The sequence below is a fragment of the Acinetobacter sp. AG3 genome, assembly GCF_022343575.1.
Taxonomy (GTDB): Bacteria; Pseudomonadota; Gammaproteobacteria; order Pseudomonadales; family Moraxellaceae; genus Acinetobacter; species Acinetobacter guillouiae.
In genome coordinates this window covers 110,838-131,520 of the sequence record NZ_JAKQZD010000001.1, presented here as the reverse complement: position 1 = coordinate 131,520, position 20,683 = coordinate 110,838, and the positions used below count along the sequence as shown (strand labels likewise).

The following is a 20,683-nucleotide window of genomic DNA, read 5'->3' as shown; positions in this document are numbered from 1 at the left end:
TCATAAAAAATTGAGGGTTATGATATGTCACAGTTTTCATCGAATAATGGCCAAGCAATTCGATTTGCCTATTGGGTTCCCAATGTCAGTGGCGGCTTAGTGGTCAGTAATATTGAACAACGGACAGACTGGAGCTATGACTACAATGTCCGTTTGGCACAAGCTGCCGAAAAAAGTGGTTTTGAATATGCCCTCACCCAAATTCGTTTTACCGCAGGGTATGGCGCTGAAAATCAACATGAATCTGTGAGTTTTAGTCATGCACTTTTAGCCAAGACTGAAAAATTAAAAGTGATTGCAGCAATTCTTCCGGGACCATGGAAACCTGTTTTAGCCGCAAAACAGTTGGCGACCATTGACTATCTGACCAATGGGCGTATTGCGATTAACGTGGTAAGTGGTTGGTTCCGTGGCGAGTTTGATGCCATTGGTGAGCCATGGCCTGAACATGATGAACGCTATGTTCGTTCTGAAGAGTTTATTCGTACGTTAAAAGGTATTTGGACAACGGATAATTATAGCTTTGATGGTAAATATTATCAGTTTAAAGACTACACTTTAAAACCAAAGCCTTTGCAGAAACCCCATATTGAAGTATTCCAAGGGGGAAGTTCACGTGCTGCACGTGACATGGCTTCGCGTGTTTCGGATTGGTACTTTACCAATGGCAACACACCTGAGGAACTCAAAAAACAAATCGATGATATTCGTGAAAAAGCCAAGCTAAATAATCACTCAGTCAAAATTGGGGTCAATGCTTTCATCATTGCTCGTGATACTGAAGAAGAAGCAAAAGCGGTGTTGCAAGAGATTATCGACCAAGCCAATGTTGAAGCGGTCAATGCCTTTGGTGATGCAACCCGTGAGGCAGGTGCGGCATCTAAAGAAGGTGAAGGTAACTGGGCAAAATCAACATTTGAAGACTTGGTGCAATATAACGATGGCTTTAAAACTAATCTGATTGGTACACCACAACAAATTGCCGAACGTATTGTTGAGCTCAAAAATGTAGGGGTAGATCTGGTGTTATCTGGCTTTTTACATTTCATCGAAGAAGTTGAATATTTCGGTGAAAAGGTCTTGCCTTTGGTTCGTCAAATTGAAGAAGCGCAAAAAGATCAAATTACTGCAAAATCAGCTTAAGGTTTATCTCTTCATCGATGGTGCTGTGAAAACAACAATAAATAACTAAAACAGCTTTGCAGCTTTCCCTCTTGACTCGGCTTGAGGGATTTTTTTTAGAATAAATAAAAAGTATTTATAAAAATAGAATCGTATAAATCAGTACAATTATCCTTATATAAATTAACCTACTTTTGCTTTTTGTTTTATTGAATCATCGAGTGTATTTGTTCTATACATATACTCAACAACCGCAATCTTGGAAAAAATTTCTTTCAACTTTAAAATACGCCCTTTTTGTAGCATAGATGGAAAAAGTGGGCATGGTAGTTTTAAATAAAACAAAAACGATATTTTGCGTCCTCATCGGCAGTATGAGCTTGACGAGCTATGTAAACGCCAATGAGATACCTGCAACGTCTATAAAGGTTGAAACTGCGATGAATACTGCATTTCAGCCATTAATGAAAACTTATGCAGTGCCTGGTATGGCAATAGGTGTTTTGTATAACGGGAAAAGTTATGAAAAATACTACGGCGTACAATCACTTGCGAATGCGAAAGTCGTAAATAAAAATACCCTTTTTGAACTAGGCTCAGTCAGTAAAATATTTACTGCAACAGCAGGCACTTATACAGAAAATTTAGGCAAAATTTCTCTTCAAGACTATCCTGGTAAATATATACCTGCATTAAAAAACTCAGACATTAATCAAGTCACACTCTTAGAATTGGCCACCTACACCAGTGGTAATCTTCCATTGCAATTTCCTGATCAAATAAAAACAGATGCGCAAACACTTAAATATTTTCAAGATTGGAAAGTCAAAAACCCGATTGGTCAATTTCGACAATACTCTAATCCAAGCATAGGGCTATTCGGTGAAGCGACCGCTAAAGCCATGAACATGCCTTTTAGCGCTTTATTAGAGCAAGTGATTTTCCCCAAACTAGAACTCCAACATACTTATGTCCAAGTTCCTAAAGCACAACAAGGCAACTATGCTTTTGGTTATGATCAAAATAATCACCCGCTTCGGGTCACTGCTGGCGCTTTTGATGCGCAAGCCTATGGGGTGAAATCTAGCCTACCTGACATGCTACATTTTTTAAATTTAAACTTAAATCCAGATCAAGCCAAAGCAGCGATTAAACCTGCAATTCTAGCGACACATACCGGTTACTTTAAAATGGGTGGTATGACCCAAGCCCTTGGCTGGGAATCGTTCAGCTACCCAGCCACATTAAACACACTATTAGAAAGCAATTCTGATCGGGTTGTGATGCAATCTAACCCCGTTGAAAAAACCCTCGTGAAGACTGGTTCAAGAGTCTTTCATAAAACTGGCTCTACCAATGGTTTTGGGACCTATGTGATTTATATTCCACAAGAGAACTTTGGCTTGGTGATGTTAATGAATAAAAAAATTCCCAATGCTGAGCGAATTAAGGCAGCGTATGAAGTGCTCAATAGCTTAAAGCAAAAATCCCATCCTTGATGCTAAAACACGTCAGATCGGGCTAGGCTTTAGCTTTGTACTTTGTGCTTTGTGCTTTGTTAAATCATTCATACTGTATCTATTGCATGGCAACATAATTGTCGCTGTTGGTAGGGGTATAACAGCTACCCCTTATCCAACACAGATTTTTTCAATCTAAGATATGGCAATACCAACGCTAAAGCGCTAGGAATGAACGTCTATAAAATGTCATCGGTCGGCTTAGGTTCAAGCGTAAAAACTTGGATCAGGCACTTTCCCAGTCAATACCCATTCCCCTACTTCCTGATACTTATAATCAATCGGATCATGCAAAGTCTGAGTACGGACATTTCGCCAAAAACGATCTAAATTCAATTTGGCTGTTGTCGCTCTAGCACCCATTACTTGAAAAATATTCTGTGTTATAAACAGTGAGCTATTGGTTGCAGCAATTTTTGCAGTCGCAATGGCAATTGAGACTTCACCACGTTGTTCTGCTGTTAATTGCTCACCAATATTCCAAGCCGTTTGCAATGCTGCAATGGCTTTATCGGCAAGTAAACGTACACTTTCAAGCTGTACATAAAACTCAGCAAAATGCTTCTGGGTAAATGGATCATTCACCGCATTTTCAGCCAAAGACGTTGACCATGCTTTCTGACTTTGTATTGTTTGTCTTGCAAGGTCAAAGGCACCTTCAGCAACGCCTAAAAACAGATGCACAAAAATCAATTGCGCGATCAAAGGTCGTAAACTGGAGTAAGGTGTACTTAATGGTCCTGGATTTAACAATAACTCATCTTTGTGAATTTTGACCTGTTCAAAATGACTGGTTCCACTGTCCGTTTGACGCTGCCCCATATTATTCCAATCGCCTAAAAAACTGACCCCTTCTCGACGTGTTGGGATCACAGCTATCAGTAATTTTCCAGCATCATTAAAGCCCGAACAAAGCAGTATGTCTGAATCTATTGATCCTGAGCAAAAGCTTTTATCACCATGAAAAATAAAGTCGTTCTCAGCGAGTTGTTGTACCTTCGTGCGCTGATCTAAAGGATTTAACGTATTGCCCCAAAACAAGTTATTGCGGGCAGTGTGTTCAAACCATACCGAATATTGTTGAGGTTGAGCAAATAACTGTACGGTGGCGATTAATAAATGATGAAAGCCATATACATGTGCCAAGGAGCTATCGACTTGTGCAATACTTTGAATGGTCTGGAAAATTGTTTTCCAGTTCGCTCCTTGCCCGCCATATTGTTGTGGAATAGACAGTCCCAATAAGCCACTTTGACGAATCAAATCCCGTTCCAGCTTTGGATTACCACCTGCTTTATCACGCTCAGCAGCAGTCTGCGCAAATTGTTCTGCCAATTGCTTTGCCGTTGCTAAAGCAGAAAGGTTTACCTCCTGTTGAGGTGCATTCATCATATTTACTCTTATTCCCAGTGTCTTGAGCTTATCAAATCAAGTAAGATTTCCTTATCTCAATGCCTGCATTACTTATTCTGTAGTTTGAAAATCAATAACAAAAAAATACCGCTAGAATTTCTCTAACGGTATTCAACTTTTGGCTAGCAAAATCAAGAGACTTCAATCATTAAGAATTGGCCTTAACCTCCGTAATTAACTGATCTACCACACCTGGATCAGCCAAAGTAGAAGTATCGCCTAAACTATCTAGCTCATTGGCAGCAATTTTTCTCAAAATGCGTCGCATGATTTTTCCAGAACGGGTTTTTGGCAAAGCAGGTGCCCAATAAATTGCATCAGGTGTTGCCACAGGTCCCAGCACTTTACGTACCCAACTGACCAATTCTTTACGTAATTCTTCAGTTTCAGCTTCACCCGCCTGTAAGGTCACATAGGCCGCTATGCCTTGCCCTTTAATCTCATGTGGCATACCAACAACTGCAGATTCAGCGACTTTTGCATGCGCAACCAAGGCACTTTCAATTTCAGCAGTGCCCAAACGGTGGCCCGAAACATTCAGAACATCATCTACACGGCCTGTAATCCAGTAATAACCATCTTTATCACGACGCGCACCATCACCAGTAAAATAACTGCCTGGATAGGTCGAGAAATACGCTTCAATAAATCGCTCAGGATCGCCCCAAATGGTCCGCATTTGCCCCGGCCAAGAATTCTTAATAATCAAATTGCCTTCTGCTTCACCTTCGAGTTCTTGACCCTCAGCATCAACCAATGCCGGTTGTACGCCAAACAATGGACGAGTGGCCGAACCCGGTTTAAGTGGGGTTGCGCCCGGCAGTGGAGAAATTAAAATACCGCCTGTTTCAGTTTGCCACCATGTATCCACAATTGGACAACGGCTTTCACCCACAACGGTATAGTACCAATTCCATGCTTCTGGATTAATCGGCTCACCCACGGTACCCAATAGACGCAAACTGCTACGGTCACTTTCACGCACAAAAGCGTCACCCTCACGCATCATGGCGCGGATCGCTGTTGGTGCAGTATAGAGAATGGTAATGTTATGCTTATCTACAATATGCCCTGTGCGTGCCCATGTTGGATATTGTGGGATGCCTTCAGACATGACCGTGGTTGTACCATTGGATAATGGTCCATAAAGTACATAAGAATGCCCCGTAATCCAGCCCACATCTGCAGTACACCAAAATACATCATCTTGTTTAATATCAAAAACTTCACGGAAAGTTGAATTGACATAGGTTAAATACCCCCCCGTGGTATGTAACACCCCTTTAGGCTTTCCGGTTGACCCAGACGTATACAAAATAAATAGAGGATCTTCGGCATTCACCGGTTCTGGCGGACAGATATCTGTGACCGTCATAATTTCCATGTGGTACCACAGGTCACGCCCCTCCTGCATTGTTATTGGATGGCCTGTACGATGCACCACAATCATTTTTTCAACCGAAGTGGTTCCATCCAGCGCCAATGCGGCATCTACATTTTCTTTTAACGGAATCGTTTTACCACCACGCATACCTTGGTCAGCGGTAATCACCAATTTGGCTTGACTGTCATCTATCCGACTTGCCAATGAATCTGGAGAGAATCCACCAAATACCACACAATGCACTGCCCCTATTCGGGTACAGGCCAGCATGGCAATCGCCGCTTCAGGGATCATCGGCATATACAAAATGACTCGATCACCTTTCCCGATTCCATTTTTCTTTAAGACATTGGCAAAACGACACACTTCATCATGCAGTTCCTCAAAAGAAATGATTTTATGGCGAGATGGATGATCCCCCTCCCAAATAATTGCAGGTTTCAGTGGGTGCTCTTTTAAATGACGATCTAAACAGTTGGCACTGACATTCAGTTGCCCATCTGCAAACCATTCAATTTTAAAATTATCTTTGTCGTAGCTGGTGTTTTTTACTTGAGTAAATGGCTTAATCCAGTCCAATTTCTTTGCAGCTTCTGCCCAAAACTCATCTGGATGCTCTACTGACTGTTGATAACGATCGAAGTATTCTTGTTCATTGGTCCTTGCTGTTTTAACAAATTGTTCTGGAACTGGATAGATTTCATTCATATTCTGCTTCCTTGATTTGTCACCTCATCACGAGATGTATGCCTACGTTCTTGATTTTATTTGCTGCATGTGTTCAGTATTACGATAGCGCATTTCGGTTAACAATTGTGCTTTGGTCGTAGACACGAGGGTCACTTTAACCATCGGAAAATCTTAAGTCATTTGCCAAAATATTCGAATTTTCAATATCTATGGAGTTTTTTTGATCTTATAATTTGTATTCAGAAGTGCATATGGTTTTTTTCAGAAAAAAACATTTCCTTACCGAACTCATTCAACTGGACGCGATCGTCATGCAAATACAAGAATCGTCGACTTTTTTTTCAAAGCATCAAGTATCACCAGTAGATCATCCCCTTTCTACTCAAGGCCGCTTTAATCGTTTGAGTTATATTGCTTGGTTTGGATTTTTGCATCTCATTTTTACCATTGCATTGCTTGCCCTCGGTCTAGTCTTTGGCATTGTGAATTTACATTCACTGCAATTCAGCCAACATGCGATAAATTCGATTTCAGGATTAGGACAGTTCACTTACCTCGCACTCAGCTGTCTTTATTTATATGGAATGATGGTTGTGATTATTCGCAGGCTGCATGATCGTAATAAATCTGGTTGGTTTATTCTGTTATTGCTGATTCCCATTGTGCAATTCTTGATGCTACTGTATTTACTCTTTGCGCGTGGTTGTAATCTTGCCAATCGTTTTGGTCACCCACGTCCATCGACTTTTATTGAAAAATTAATGGCTTGGCTGATGCTAATCGGCTTTATCATCAGCTTATTGACCTCTGTAAGCGTAGTGTCATTTATGCTGGGAACTGGAGAAATTGAAAATCCAACAACAATCATTGAAAAAGGGACTAAATATTTTTAAGGATAATTGGGGTCTGTTGACAATTCGTCTATGTTTGCGACTACGTGTGTTTTTTAGGCGATACTAGACGCGAAATACGAAATTTAGTCATTCTAAATAAGTAGTTCGTAACGACGTAGCGGCAAAAAACACGCTAGTCCCCCGCTGCGCCTTGCGCTGCAAACAAAGCAGTGCTTTGTTCTTGCTCAGGGTTGTGGCTAAAATTATCTCAGCCTTCGTTATGAAACTCGAAAATAGTCTCGCTATTCTCTTCGTTTCATGCCTTGCCTGCTCAATTTTAACCTACAACGCAAGCCATTTATGAAATGCCTACAGACCCCATTCCTTGATGATGCATTAATATGAGTTGAATATTGATTCACAAATATTATTTTTATTTGTCCGTCATAAGAAAAACTGTAATCAAAGCTTAACTTATTTGAAATTTCAGGCAAAATATGCCAATTATTTTATTGGACATGATTGTGGCTGAAGAAGCAAATGCATTGAGTACCGTTGCGCAAGACACGACTCAATTGATCCATTCTGCAGGCGAAAAAACTGCACAAACAGTGATTCAACATACTGAAAAATATAAAGACGCATACTCAACCATCGACAAGTTTGTCGATGGTTTTTGGGAGCGTATGCCATATTTATGTATTGCGCTGATCGTCATCACTATTTTCTGGTTGCTGTCTAAGCTTTTTAAATTCTTTGTCCGTAGAACACTCGAAAACCGTACCTATACGCGCCAAAATTTAGTTCTGGTACTGAATCGTGTCGGCAGTACCGCAATTATCTTTTTTGGTTTCTTAATTGCCATGGTTATCGCAATTCCAGGCTTTACTCCTGCTCAACTGATGAGTGCTTTGGGGATTGGTTCGGTCGCGATTGGTTTTGCATTTAAAGATATTTTCCAAAATTTACTTTCTGGAATTTTGATTCTTTTGGGTGAACCGTTCAAGATTGGTGATGACATCATCGTCAACAATATGGAAGGTACTGTCGAAGACATTCAAATTCGTGCAACTTTTTTACGTTCCCCTGACGGGCGACGTATCGTGATTCCAAATGCAACTGTGTATACCAGTGCCGTGACGGTAAATACCGCTTACCAACGCCGTCGTTGTGAGTTTGTGGTTGGGATTGGTTATGAAGACGATGTACAGAAAGCCAAAGACATTATTCTTAAATTGCTTGATAAAGATCAACGTATTTTAAGCCAGCCGGGCTTTACTGTGAATGTTTCTGCTTTGGCGGATTTCTCTGTTAATTTAACCGTTCGTTGGTGGGTAGATACCACGCAAGTGGTTACAGCGGCTTCGATCAGTGAAATTCAAGAACGTGTGCTAGAAGCCTTTGCGGATAATAATATTTCGATTCCTTATCCTGTTCAGGAAGTCAAAGTCTACCGCGGTGATCCATCAGCGGATGACATCGAATCAGCTCGTGCTAAATAAGCGCCCCAATACATAAGGGATCGCGGTTTCAGTACGCAAAATACGGTTGCCTAAGCTCACTGCTTGGCAGCCGTTTTTTATCAGTAAATCTACCTCATAAGGTATAAAACCCCCTTCAGGTCCAATGATCACAGTACATGAATGATCGATAGCAAATGGCATTTTCTGTTCAGTATACGGATGCGCCACATAAGCAGGATTTTGTGGCGTAATGAAGCTAGGTAAGACATCTTCAACAAAAGGCTTAAAGCGTTTGTATAGCTCAATTTGGGGCGCGATGGTATCTCCCGCCTGCTCTAATCCCAAGGTGATGTAATGATCAATTTGCTGTAAAAAGGGGCTTTGCCAATAACTTTTATCGACCCGATAACTATGAATCAAAATTAATTTTTCGACCCCCAGTGTCACTGCATCCATAATTAAGCGGCGTAACACTTTGGGGCGAGGTAATGCCACAATTAAAGTCACAGGCAATTTTGCTGGAACAGGCTCTTCTTGAATCGGTCGAAGTAAAATCGTATGTTCTGAGATATCAACAATTTCAGTTAAATAACGACTGGCACCCCGAACACCAACCTTAAGCGTATCTCCGACTTTGGCAGCAAGATGCGTGTGCAAATGTTCAACTTGCCTTTTTGAACTGATTGTCCAAGTTTCAGCTTGTGTTTGACGAGGATCAAGAAGGACGATATTCATAAAAAATTCTAATTCGTTTCACTTTTAGCTGATGGTGTTGCTTCATCAGCAATATATAAATTATAAATACTGATCAATCACTGCAATATGTTTGTATAAAGAACCCTGATTACGCTTTAAGACATCAATCGCATGCTGGCTTAATTGCTGGGCAAAAGTTTGATCTTCCAAACAGCGCACCAACAACTGAACCACCTCATCAACAGTTTGCCCCACTTTTAAGGCATCTGCCTGTAAGAACTCATCCACAATGGCTTGAAAATTAAAATAATGCGGTCCAATCACGGTGGGTACATCTAAAACCATAGCTTCTAAAATATTATGCCCACCACCGGGTTCATTTAACGACCCGCCAACAAAACATGCTTGACTCAATGCATACCACAGCCACATTTCACCCATGCTGTCTGCCAAATAGACTTGGGTCTTTGACTCGATTGCTTGCTCTAAGCTACGGCGCTGTGTGGTTAAATTTAAACTTTGTGCAGCAGCAAAAACCTCATCAAAACGTTCAGGATGGCGCGGGACAACGATCAACAACCAATCTGGATATTGTTCTAAATAGGTTTTAAATGCGAGAAATAATTTTTCTTCTTCAGGTGCATGTGTACTGGCGATGGTAATGATTTTTCGATTTGCTAAGTTCCAGTCCTGCTGCAACTGTTGTGCTTTATGGATAAATTGTTCAGGTGCAGAAATATCAAATTTAATACTTCCAAGTACTTGTGTTTTATCTTGTGGCATACCCAGATCAATAAAGCGTTGCTGCGTTGCAATATCTTGCGCCAATAACTGATCTAATTTCTGTAGCATTGGACGGGTCAGGCTTGGAACTTTGGCATAGCCTTTGGCAGATTTTTCTGAAAGCCGTGCATTCACTAAAATACAAGGCACTTTAAACTGTTGAGCTAGGTCAATAAGATTTGGCCATAGTTCAGTTTCAACCAAAATCAGCAATTTGGGTTGGTATTTCTGATAAAAATCAGCAACTAAATAGCGCTGATCGGCAGGCAAATATACCGCTTGAAATAATGCTTGATAAGGTGCTTTTAAGAATAACGATTTGGCACGTGCTTGACCTGTTTTTGTTGTATTGGTGACTAAAACAGCATGGCCTGCTTTTAAATAATGTTCGATTAAAGGCTGAGCAGCATTGGTTTCTCCGACTGAAACACAATGAAACCAAATGGCATGCTGATTCTTTACATCTTGAAAGGGGCCAAAGCGCTCAAGACATTCTTGTTGGTATTCTGCGTTATCTTTCGCACGTTTTTTGATACGCCATTGATACAAAGGCTTAACGATTTTAAGTGCTGTGTTATACCAAAAAGGAGTAGCCAAACAGAATGTCTCAATATAGATGAATGGGCAAATATAACAGAGCCATATTCAGTTGTTAATGAATAATATTTAACGATTTGTTGTCAGCAAGATAGTCGATCGCATGCTAGAGCAAATCTGATCCATCAACCAGCAACAACGCTAGCAAAACTTGGCTTTACAGGGATGAAAAAACGCTTATTGGTTAAGAGGTCGTGTTGTACGCCTTAACCAATAGCGATATCCATGCCATCGTACAATAGATATGCCTTGTAAGATTCAACGATGCAAAAAGAAAACTGGTTAAATTTATCTGAGTTGTGGATGTGAATGGGTATTCCATTCACATCCAGAGAAAATACAGTCTTTGTTTTATCCCAAAGCAGGATAATCAATATAGCCTTCCGAAGTTTGTGAACCAATCATATTTTCAAACACCAATTCATTTAAAGGTGCGTCTTGAATTAAACGCTCATACAAATCAGGATTGGCAATATAAGCTTTACCGAAAGACACCGCATCTGCTTGACCTGATGCCAAGAGTTTGATGGCATCTTCACGGCTTAAACGCATATTGGCAATATATGGCACACCATTTGAACGTTGTTTCATATATTCGCTGATACTGTCATCGGCTAAATATTCACGTGTAAAGAAGAATGCAATTTTACGTTTACCTAATTGTTCCAAGACATAACCAAAGGTTTCACGTGGATCAGCATCCCCCATATCATGCTCATCGCCACGAGGCGCTAAATGTATGCCCACACGGCCTGCGCCCCATACTTCAATTAAAGCATCCATCACTTCAAGTAAAAGACGTGCGCGGTTTTCAACAGAACCACCATATTCATCTTCACGATGATTAGTTGAGCTTTGTAAGAACTGATCAATCAGGTAGCCATTGGCAGCATGTAATTCAACGCCATCAAAACCAGCCGCCTTGGCTTTAATTGCGGCCTGTTTAAACTGTTCGGTGATGGTATGAATTTCGGAGATTTCCAAAGGGCGTGGCACGACATAGTCACGTTTTGGACGTAATAAGCTGACTTGTCCTGCTTGTTGTATTGCACTTGCAGATACAGGCGTTTCACCATCGAGTAGATCTGGATGTGAGACACGTCCCACATGCCATAACTGCGCCACAATCAAACCACCTTGATCATGAACCGCTTGGGTTACAGACTTCCAACCTTCAACTTGTGCATCAGTAAATAGCCCTGGTGTATTTAAATAACCATTGGCTTGTTCAGAAATCACTGTTGCTTCAGTAATGATTAAACCCGCACTGGCACGCTGTGCATAGTGCTCAGCCATGATCGCTGTGGGTACCCGATCAGCGGTAGCACGGCTACGGGTTAAAGGCGCCATCACGACACGATTTTTTAAATGTAAATCGCCAAGTACAAGGGGAGAGTTAAGTTCAGCCATATTTGCCTCATCACTCGCTTTCTGATTGAAATCAGGCGTTAAAGCGAGTTTTGTAGATAATCAATATATTGCTGAATTAAAGCTTCATTACGCGAGAAATATGACCATTGACCATATTTCTCGGCCTGAATTAATCCTGACTGTTGCAAAACAGACAAATGATTTGACATCGTAGATTGAGAGACATTACCGAGCTTCTCGATATTCCCTGCGCACACACCACGACCAAAGCCACCGCACTGCTCTTCCGACAAATATTGTTGTGGCTTCTTAAGCCATTCCAAAATCTGTCGGCGAGTCGGATTCGCTAATGCTTTAGAAATTAAATCAATATCCATCTTAGACACATTCAATTCAGAGCAAAGCTCCATTCAGCATCTTTGCATCCAATATATCGCATTTTTTCGATTTTAATATCGATTTTTTTAGATATATTGCAAAAATACAGATAAAGCTTTGCTTTTGTTAAAAATTTAAATTAAAGACCTTGCTTTAAGCTGGCTTCAATAAATTTATCTAGATCGCCATCCAATACTGCACCCGTGTTCGAGTTCTCAACACCAGTACGCAAATCTTTAATACGAGAGTCATCCAGTACATATGAACGAATCTGACTGCCCCAGCCAATATCCGATTTTGAATCTTCAAGTGCTTGAGCAGCTTCATTACGTTTACTCATTTCCAATTCGTACAATTTTGCACGTAATTGTTTCCAAGCATGATCACGGTTTGCATGTTGTGAACGCTGGTTCTGACATGCCACCACAATCCCAGTTGGTGCGTGAGTCAAACGTACTGCTGAGTCAGTTTTGTTAATATGCTGACCGCCTGCACCAGATGCACGATATGTATCTGTACGCACGTCAGCAGGATTAATATCAATTTCAATATTATCGTCCACTTCAGGTGATACAAATACTGCCGAGAATGAGGTATGACGGCGATTACCTGAGTCAAATGGTGACTTACGCACTAAACGGTGTACGCCAGATTCGGTACGTAACCAACCATAAGCATACTCGCCTTCAACACGGATTGTTGCAGATTTAATCCCTGCAACATCACCATCTGATTCTTCCATCAATTCTGCTTTAAAGCCATGACGTTCGATCCAACGCATATACATACGTAACAGCATTGAAGCCCAATCTTGTGCTTCAGTACCGCCTGAACCAGCTTGAATTTCCACATAACATGGATTTGGGTCCATTGGATTACTAAACATACGACGGAATTCAAGTTTTGCTAACTCTTCTTCCGCTGCAGTCAATTCCGACTGAACATCTGCCAATAAGCTTTCATCATCTGCTTCAACAGCAAGATCAAGCATGGCTTGTGCATCATCAAGCTGTGTCGCCAAGCCTTCTAAAACGTTGATCACGTTTTCAAGCTCGCCTTTTTCTTTTGCCATCGCCTGAGCACGGCTTTGATCATTCCAGATCGCTGGATCTTCTAACTCGCGGAGAACCTCTTCTAAACGCTCTTTCTTTAGATCGTAGTCAAAGATACCCCCGTAGTGTTAGACCACGGTCATTTAAGTCTTTTAGCTGAACTAGATAAGGATTAATTTCCACGAGTTTTAATCTCACATTTGACGTCTTTTAATTCGCACGCATTCTACCACAGAGTGGAAAAAGTTGAGATATGGCATTTTTTAGACAACACAATTGACTACAGTGTAGTTTTTGTGAACAATGTTGTTGTTTTGTAACAAAGCTCTGACCTTACAACACCACAAAAAAATTTAGGATACTTATGAAACAATCTCTTTTATTTTTCGCTTTAACCGCAATCAGCTGTTCTAGTTTTGCCTACAATGTGCAATTTGATGCTGGGTTTAGATCTTTTGATCATGATAACAATTACATTGATCAAGACTATCAAGCCGATATTAAAGGCAAATACTATTTTGATCCTGTACAAATCAAAAACAACCCATTGAATGAGGCAGCATTTTTAGGCCGTAATAGCAATGTCTATGGTGGTTACGCTTATCGTACTATCGAAAGTCAGGACTACTTAACCTATGATCCTTTATCTACAAGCACATTTTATGAGCTTGCTCGAGCAAAAGATGAAAAAGATCTTCATTACTTTACAGGTGGCTTAGAATATTTTCATGAACAATTCTATCTCAATGGTGAAATTGGGCTTGGCATAGTCAAAATAAAAAGCAACATAGATTCAAATTATGGTTCAGTTCGTTATAAAAATGATTATAACGTCACCACTTATCGCGCATTGGTGGGCTATATGCCGATCAGCAATTTGCTCATTGCAGCAGGTGTCGATGGTTTCAGTGGTGATAAATATCTTGATGATGAAACGGATTTTGCCGCTAAAATTAAATATGTAATGCCAATTGGTCAAAATGGACATTATTTAAATCTTGAAGCGAATGGCGTGTTTGGCGATGAGAATAATGTTATCTTTGCTGCAGATTACTATTTGACCCATGCTTTCAGTATCGGCAGTGCATATAGTTTAAAAGATGATGATGAAAGCAATAATAATTTCCTCTGGTTCCGTAGCAAATACTTTGTGAATGAAAATGTTGCTATTGGTGCCGAAGCAGGTTTTAGCAGTGGTATGAATCTTTATAGTGTGAATGGAACTTTCCGTTTTTAAGTACTTAGAAAGCCAAAAAACTTTGAGGCATTTCATTTCTGAAATGCCTTTTTTATTACAAATTATGTCTAACTCTTACTCAAAGCGTACCAATATCCACACTATCTACACAATTTTAATAAAACAACACATAAGTTTTATGTATTTATTTTCAATAACTTAACCAAATATTGTTACATAAACTCACTAATATTACATTCCAGTTACTATAGCGTGGTTGACGATTTTTATATTTGCCCTAGACTCAAAATTGTAACCAAACATGTATAAATCAATCAATTCTTCATAGGGGCGAATTCCATGAAAAAATTAGCAATCGCATCTGCAATCTTTTCCGTAGCCGCTTTAACTGGCACTGCACATGCTTACCAAGCCGAAGTTGGTGGTTCATATACATATAATGATCCAGATAATTTTGATGCAACTCATAGCTTTGGTGTAGATGGTACTTATTATTTCAAACCAGTACAAACTCGTAATTCACCACTTAATGAGGCTGCATTCTTAGATCGCGCAAGTAATGTAAAAGCCAATGTAAATTATGCTAAAAATGATGGTGTAAAAGACAGCCAATATGGTGCAGGTCTTGAATACTATGTACCTAACTCAGACTTCTATGTAAGTGGTCGTGTAGGTCGTGATGAACTTGAAGTTGATAACACTAACATCGACAATAAAGTAACAACTTATGGCGCTGAAGTGGGTTATTTACCAGCTCCTGGTTTATTACTTGCACTTGGTGTAACGGGTTATGATGTTAAAAATGGTGATGACGGCGCAGACCCAACTGTACGTGCTAAATATGTAACCAAAGTAGGTCAATATGACGCTAACTTTGAAGCTTTTGGTGCATTCGGGGACTTGGATGAGTACAAAGTACGTGGTGACTTGTATTTAGATAAGACTTTAAGTGTAGGTGCTGACTACTACAACAATGATTTAACTGATCGTGATGAATGGGGTATTTCTGCGAAGAAATTCTTTAATCAAAACGTTAGCTTAGAAGGTCGTGTAGGTTTTGGTGAGAACTACAACACTTACGGCGTTCGTGCTGGATACCGTTTCTAAGTTTAAATCCATTTAGCAATCGCTCTTTTGGAGCAAAAAAAGCCAATCAATGCGTTGATTGGCTTTTTTATATGTGTATGCATCATTAATTAAATACGTTTTAATAAATTTGTAGTAAATGTCAGAATATTAAAATTCTTTTAAACACTTCTAAAAATTGTCTTCATCAAACCGATCTTGATCTATCTTATAAATATTAAAGCTTCTTTCAACCTGAACACCTAAACCAAATTCAATCATTAAAGAAGTCAATTTATCTCCATCAATTAAAACAATTCCCGATTTCTTTGCAGATTCAACAGCCTCTTTACTAAAATTTGAGGTCGTAATGAACACCCCTTTTTTAGCGACTTGATCTGCTAAAGCACCTTTAAATTGTTGAATATCTGGTCGTCCAACAGTGTTTTTCCAACGTTTGGCTTGAATATAAATTTTATCTAGACCTAAACGATCTTCACTAATAATTCCATCAATCCCGCCGTCACTTGTTTTACCAATGGCTTGTGCCGCATCTTGATGTGAACCGCCATAGCCCATAGCAACCAGTAAATCGACAACTAATCTTTCAAAAAAATATGGATTTTTTGTCTGAATCAAATTCAATAAATCATCTTTCAAATTGGTAAGTAGTATTTCATTAATTCTTTGTAATGATTCCTCAGGTGTTTCAATATCATCATTTTCTTCAATACAAATAATCTTTTCTTTATTCTGCCTTATTTTTGTTGGAACCTTGAACTCACGAAAACTTTCATAGCGCATTAAAAAATTATTATCTATTTTATCTAATACATTTAAATCTAATTTTTTCGCTTCTTCAGATAATTCACACATCCCCCAATCAGGCTGATTAACTAAACCTGCTTTAACCAAATATGTTTTGGCCCATCCCACACGATCATAAAAAACTGTTCTTTTCCCACTTGGAATCATTTGATTTAATTCATCCGTAGTCATATTTGATTGTTCTGCCAACAATTTACTAACTTGACTAATTTGGATGGCTTGCCCTTGCGTATTGAGGAGTTTCAATAGTGGTAGCATTAATTCCTGATGATTAGGCAAAGACATTCTATTTCTCTTAATATTTTTTGCTTTAAATAATTCAAGTATAAAAGAAAAAGAGCGCCTAAGCGCTCTTTTTAAAAGGAAATTTGGACAGAAATCCCTAACTGCCGCGAGCACAGCTCTTGGGGTAATTCAGGCAAGAAGCTTCATCTCTTAAAACCCTGCTGCCGCGGGCATAGCCCTTGGCGTAAAATCAGCAAAATGCGTTGCATTTTGAATCCCTGCTGCCGCGAGCATAGCTCTTGGCGTAAATTTGGCTAAAAGCTATCGCTTTTAGAAAGCCCAAATTTACTCCCATTCAATTGTTGCTGGTGGTTTAGAAGAAACGTCATACACCACACGAGAAACATCTTTAATTTCATTCATGATACGTGTCGAGATTTTATCCACCAACTCATATGGAAGGTGGGCAAAACGAGCTGTCATAAAGTCAACCGTTTCCACGGCACGAAGTGCAATGACCCATGCATAACGACGACCGTCACCTACGACACCCACCGATTTTACTGGTTGGAATACTGCAAATGCTTGAGCAGTTTTGTCATACCAACCACTTGCACGAAGCTCTTGCATAAAGATGTCATCAGCAAGACGAAGAATATCTGCATATTCTTTTTTCACTTCACCCAAGATACGCACGCCCAAACCTGGACCAGGGAATGGATGACGATAAAGCATTTCATGTGGTAAACCTAAAGTTGTACCTAAACGACGTACTTCATCTTTAAATAAATCACGGATTGGCTCAACCAATTCAAATGCTAAATCTTCAGGTAAACCACCCACGTTATGGTGTGATTTAATCACATGCGCTTTACCATTTTTAGTTGCCGCAGACTCAATCACGTCAGGGTAAATCGTACCTTGCGCAAGGAAGTTTACCCCATCAAGTTTACGCGCTTCTTCAGCAAAAACTTCGATAAATTCACGACCAATGATTTTACGTTTTTTCTCAGGATCAACTTCGCCTGCAAGTGCAGATAAGAAACGTTCTTCTGCATCAGCACGAATCACACGGATCCCCATGTTTTTCGCAAACATGTCCATCACTTGCTCACCTTCGTTTAAACGAAGTAAGCCATTGTCTACAAATACACAAGTCAGTTGGTCACCGATTGCTTTATGCAACAATGCTGCAACCACAGATGAGTCAACACCACCTGAAAGACCTAAAAGAACTTTTTGATCACCAATTTGTTCACGTAATTGTTCAACACGTAAATCAATAATGTTTTCAGAATTCCAAAGATTACGGCAACCACAAATGCTATGAACGAAGTTAGACAGTAACTCTGCGCCTTTGGCAGTATGTGTCACTTCTGGGTGGAATTGCACCCCGTAGAAACGACGCGTTTCATCACTCACTGCAGCAAATGGGCAGCTTGGTGTGCTTGCAGTCACTTTAAAGCCTGCTGGAATCGCAGAAACTTTGTCACCGTGGCTCATCCAAACATTGAGTTTGTCATCACCATCATTTAAATCACCAAGCAATTGATCACGTACTAAAACGTCAACTGCTGCATAACCAAATTCATGTACAGTCCCTGGCTCTACTTTACCGCCAAGTTGTTCTGACATGGTTTGCAGACCATAGCAGATCCCCAATACAGGTACACCCAAGTTGAACACAACTTCTGGCGCACGTGGACTACCTTCCTCATGCACACTTTCAGGACCACCAGATAAGATGATACCGTTCGGATTAAACGCGCGAATGTCTTCTTCAGACATATCAAAAGCATACATTTCAGAATATACACCAGCTTCACGTACACGGCGTGCAATAAGCTGGCTATATTGAGAACCGAAATCCAAGATAAGGATACGATCTTCAGTAATTTGAGTATTGGTAGTCATGAGTCAACAACTATGCAGGCAAACGAATATAAGCGCCATATTCTATCATTTTTATAAGCCATACGCACTCCATTCAATCAAGTTCCTTAGCTTTGTAAAAAATCATTTTAAATAATCAGCTTATAGGTTCATTTTGGCTTTAATGATGCCAATCAGTTCACTGGGGGTCATACAACGATTTAAAAAATCTTCTAAGGAGCCTTCGTCGGTCACTTCTGTAAAAAACACTTCATGATCTGTGCCAAATAATGTTGGATTTTCAGGGTCTGGATCAGACAAGCAGATATAATACCGATCAGGGAAGCTATAACGATAAAACAACTGTAGAAAATCAGGTTTTGGATTTTGGGTCAGCTGAATCACTGCTTTGAGATCAATATCATCCTCTAAAAAATCACGGTTCCATTCATCAAAATCAGCTGTACCAGCTTGATATGGAGTAAAGCGCACAGCTTGCCAAAAGGTTTGTCCACGCCCTTCTTCTGTTAAATGATAATACTCTTGAATCAGTTGATTAAAAAATCCATCTGGATTTAGATCTAGTTCGGCTTGATGTTGATCAATATAATCACCCAAGCCATAAATCGGTTCTTGATCATCGGCTGCCGCCCAAGGTGTATCCTGAGGCCGTTCATATAAAACGGTATTAAAGGTAATAGCGCATAGATCATCAACCCATGACACACCTTTGACTTGATCAATATTACCGCCCAGTGCTTTTATTCTGTCTAGAATTTCTTTTTTCATTGTTAAAACTGAATTGAATATTTTTAGATAGCATAAACCAATTGATCCATTTGAATAAGGCTAAATGAACACACAAAAAAACCAGATACAGATCTGGCTTTTCAAAGCTTTATTTATGTTTAAATTATTTTTCTATTAGATGATCAAGACTCAATTTCCCTGCACCATGCAACATCAAGAAAAACAAACCACCTGCCATTGCGAAGTTTTTCATAAAGTTAATTGCATCTGCTTCACCACCATGAAATAGGAATGCAGTAATCAAACTAAATACGCCCAAACCAAATGCTGCAAAGCGTGCCTGAAAACCAAATAACAATGCCAGACCACCACCGAACTCAACCAGAATGGTTAAAGGTAACATGGCACCTGGTACACCCATTGATTCCATATAACCGACAGTTGCGCTGTAAGCCGTGATTTTGCCCCAACCAGCAACAAGAAAGATATATGCCATAAGAATACGCGCAATCAATGCTATGCTCGCATTGGCGGTGGGTTGATTCACAATATTTTTAACAACAACATTTGGATTAAACATGGTGTGACCTAATTTGTATTTCGTTCTGAAGATGTATATATATTAATCACTAAACATTTCAAGTTAAATACTTAAAAACTAAACTCATCGTTGCAAATTAAGAACAATAATAAGTTTTAAAAAATTACTTTTTAATACTGACTTTCATAACTCACACTGCTAGGATTTGTGCACCAATTCGCATAGTTTCTGCCTTATGGATCTGATTGACTTTATTTTGCACGTAGACGAACACCTGTTTGAATTTATTAGAAATTATGGTATCTGGGTGTATGGAATTTTATTCCTGATTATTTTTGTTGAAACAGGTCTCGTGGTAATGCCATTCCTACCTGGGGATAGCTTACTTTTTGCTGCCGGCGCTTTAGCTGCTTCGACGGGTGCAATGGATCCTGTGGTTTTAATCACTCTGCTATTTATTGCAGCAGTGCTCGGTGATACTCTCAATTATCATATTGGGAAATATGTCGGACCGCGTGTTTTTGAAATTGATTCTAAATTTATCAACAAACAACACTTGCTAAAAACCTCACAGTTTTTTGAAAAGCATGGTGGAAAAACCATTATCTTTGCCCGTTTTATCCCTTTTGCCCGTACCTTTGCACCCTTTGTTGCAGGTGCAGGAAGCATGAATTATAAATATTTCTTAACCTATAATGCAGTCGGTGCAATTTGCTGGGTTGGCTCGTTTATTACCTTGGGTTATTTATTCGGTAATATGCCAATTGTGAAAGATAATTTCACCCATTTGGTTTTCGGTATCATTATTCTCAGTGTGTTACCTGGTGTGATTGGTTATATTCGTCATAAATTTTTTAATAAAAATAAAATGCCCAATAATCAATAAACAACATATTTAAAGA

At 39.6% G+C, this 20,683-nt stretch carries 18 protein-coding genes; 7 read left to right on the top strand and 11 right to left on the bottom strand.

Annotation, left to right across the window (positions count from 1 at the left end):
• Nucleotides 1-24 precede the first annotated feature (24 nt).
• Complete coding sequence (gene sfnG, locus L3V46_RS00590; RefSeq protein ID WP_034614949.1) at nucleotides 25-1,143, top strand: dimethylsulfone monooxygenase SfnG; 1,119 nt, start codon at nucleotides 25-27, stop codon at nucleotides 1,141-1,143.
• A gap of 302 nt (nucleotides 1,144-1,445) precedes the next feature.
• Nucleotides 1,446-2,621, top strand: a complete 1,176-nt coding sequence (ampC, locus tag L3V46_RS00585; RefSeq protein ID WP_239044696.1) for a class C beta-lactamase — start codon at nucleotides 1,446-1,448, stop codon at nucleotides 2,619-2,621.
• Nucleotides 2,622-2,849: 228 nt separating this feature from the next.
• Here ampC and L3V46_RS00580 read toward each other — a convergent pair whose 3' ends face one another.
• Together L3V46_RS00580 and acs are read right to left on the bottom strand one after the other, a co-directional pair.
• The gene (locus L3V46_RS00580) at nucleotides 2,850-4,034 is read right to left on the bottom strand and encodes an acyl-CoA dehydrogenase family protein (RefSeq protein ID WP_239044695.1); all 1,185 of its coding nucleotides are present in this window, start codon (nucleotides 4,032-4,034) and stop codon (nucleotides 2,850-2,852) included.
• A 169-nt stretch (nucleotides 4,035-4,203) separates the two neighbouring features.
• Nucleotides 4,204-6,147 carry an acetate--CoA ligase gene (gene acs, locus L3V46_RS00575; protein ID WP_096735376.1) on the bottom strand — a complete coding sequence of 648 codons (1,944 nt, stop codon included), beginning with the start codon at nucleotides 6,145-6,147 and terminating at the stop codon, nucleotides 4,204-4,206.
• A 293-nt stretch (nucleotides 6,148-6,440) separates the two neighbouring features.
• Here acs and L3V46_RS00570 point away from each other — a divergent pair, with 293 nt between their 5' ends.
• Nucleotides 6,441-7,022 (top strand): DUF805 domain-containing protein, encoded by a 582-nt coding sequence (locus tag L3V46_RS00570; RefSeq protein ID WP_239044694.1) that lies wholly within the window; start codon nucleotides 6,441-6,443, stop codon nucleotides 7,020-7,022.
• 464 nt (nucleotides 7,023-7,486) lie between these two features.
• Nucleotides 7,487-8,464 carry a mechanosensitive ion channel family protein gene (locus tag L3V46_RS00565; RefSeq protein ID WP_034614990.1) on the top strand — a complete coding sequence of 326 codons (978 nt, stop codon included), beginning with the start codon at nucleotides 7,487-7,489 and terminating at the stop codon, nucleotides 8,462-8,464.
• Here L3V46_RS00565 and L3V46_RS00560 read toward each other — a convergent pair.
• From L3V46_RS00560 to prfB, 5 genes are all read right to left on the bottom strand, one after another.
• Complete coding sequence (locus tag L3V46_RS00560) at nucleotides 8,447-9,160, bottom strand: 16S rRNA (uracil(1498)-N(3))-methyltransferase (protein ID WP_056518309.1); 714 nt, start codon at nucleotides 9,158-9,160, stop codon at nucleotides 8,447-8,449. The genes L3V46_RS00565 and L3V46_RS00560 overlap by 18 nt on opposite strands.
• A gap of 60 nt (nucleotides 9,161-9,220) precedes the next feature.
• The gene (locus L3V46_RS00555; protein WP_239044693.1) at nucleotides 9,221-10,501 is read right to left on the bottom strand and encodes a 3-deoxy-D-manno-octulosonic acid transferase; all 1,281 of its coding nucleotides are present in this window, start codon (nucleotides 10,499-10,501) and stop codon (nucleotides 9,221-9,223) included.
• 351 nt (nucleotides 10,502-10,852) lie between these two features.
• Nucleotides 10,853-11,911, bottom strand: a complete 1,059-nt coding sequence (locus L3V46_RS00550) for an alkene reductase (RefSeq protein WP_239044692.1) — start codon at nucleotides 11,909-11,911, stop codon at nucleotides 10,853-10,855.
• A 38-nt stretch (nucleotides 11,912-11,949) separates the two neighbouring features.
• Nucleotides 11,950-12,249, bottom strand: coding sequence for a helix-turn-helix transcriptional regulator (locus L3V46_RS00545; protein WP_034614967.1), 300 nt, complete (start codon nucleotides 12,247-12,249; stop codon nucleotides 11,950-11,952).
• A 140-nt stretch (nucleotides 12,250-12,389) separates the two neighbouring features.
• Nucleotides 12,390-13,485, bottom strand: a protein-coding gene (gene prfB, locus L3V46_RS00540) for a peptide chain release factor 2 (RefSeq protein WP_096735380.1) whose coding sequence is annotated in 2 segments (ribosomal slippage) — nucleotides 12,390-13,412 and nucleotides 13,414-13,485 — 1,095 coding nt in all. Because the reading frame shifts where the segments join, the coding sequence is not laid out codon by codon here.
• A 175-nt stretch (nucleotides 13,486-13,660) separates the two neighbouring features.
• Between prfB and L3V46_RS00535 the strand changes: the two genes are divergently transcribed.
• Nucleotides 13,661-14,539 carry a putative porin gene (locus L3V46_RS00535; RefSeq protein ID WP_343212680.1) on the top strand — a complete coding sequence of 293 codons (879 nt, stop codon included), beginning with the start codon at nucleotides 13,661-13,663 and terminating at the stop codon, nucleotides 14,537-14,539.
• Nucleotides 14,540-14,839: 300 nt separating this feature from the next.
• On the top strand, nucleotides 14,840-15,607 hold the full coding sequence (locus L3V46_RS00530; protein ID WP_239044690.1) for a putative porin: 768 nt from the start codon (nucleotides 14,840-14,842) through the stop codon (nucleotides 15,605-15,607).
• Nucleotides 15,608-15,757: 150 nt separating this feature from the next.
• Here the strand turns inward: L3V46_RS00530 and L3V46_RS00525 are convergent, their stop codons facing one another.
• From L3V46_RS00525 to L3V46_RS00510, 4 genes are all read right to left on the bottom strand, one after another.
• Nucleotides 15,758-16,678: a restriction endonuclease gene (locus L3V46_RS00525; protein ID WP_239044689.1), complete on the bottom strand. Its 921-nt coding sequence runs from the start codon at nucleotides 16,676-16,678 to the stop codon at nucleotides 15,758-15,760.
• A 285-nt stretch (nucleotides 16,679-16,963) separates the two neighbouring features.
• Nucleotides 16,964-18,532 (bottom strand): glutamine-hydrolyzing GMP synthase, encoded by a 1,569-nt coding sequence (gene guaA, locus L3V46_RS00520; RefSeq protein ID WP_004823655.1) that lies wholly within the window; start codon nucleotides 18,530-18,532, stop codon nucleotides 16,964-16,966.
• A gap of 120 nt (nucleotides 18,533-18,652) precedes the next feature.
• Nucleotides 18,653-19,279 carry a hypothetical protein gene (locus L3V46_RS00515; protein WP_239044688.1) on the bottom strand — a complete coding sequence of 209 codons (627 nt, stop codon included), beginning with the start codon at nucleotides 19,277-19,279 and terminating at the stop codon, nucleotides 18,653-18,655.
• A gap of 124 nt (nucleotides 19,280-19,403) precedes the next feature.
• Nucleotides 19,404-19,820 (bottom strand): DoxX family protein, encoded by a 417-nt coding sequence (locus L3V46_RS00510; protein WP_004723480.1) that lies wholly within the window; start codon nucleotides 19,818-19,820, stop codon nucleotides 19,404-19,406.
• Between the two features lie 196 nt (nucleotides 19,821-20,016).
• Here L3V46_RS00510 and L3V46_RS00505 point away from each other — a divergent pair, with 196 nt between their 5' ends.
• Complete coding sequence (locus L3V46_RS00505) at nucleotides 20,017-20,667, top strand: DedA family protein (RefSeq protein ID WP_004823651.1); 651 nt, start codon at nucleotides 20,017-20,019, stop codon at nucleotides 20,665-20,667.
• The last annotated feature ends 16 nt before the right edge of the window (nucleotides 20,668-20,683 follow it).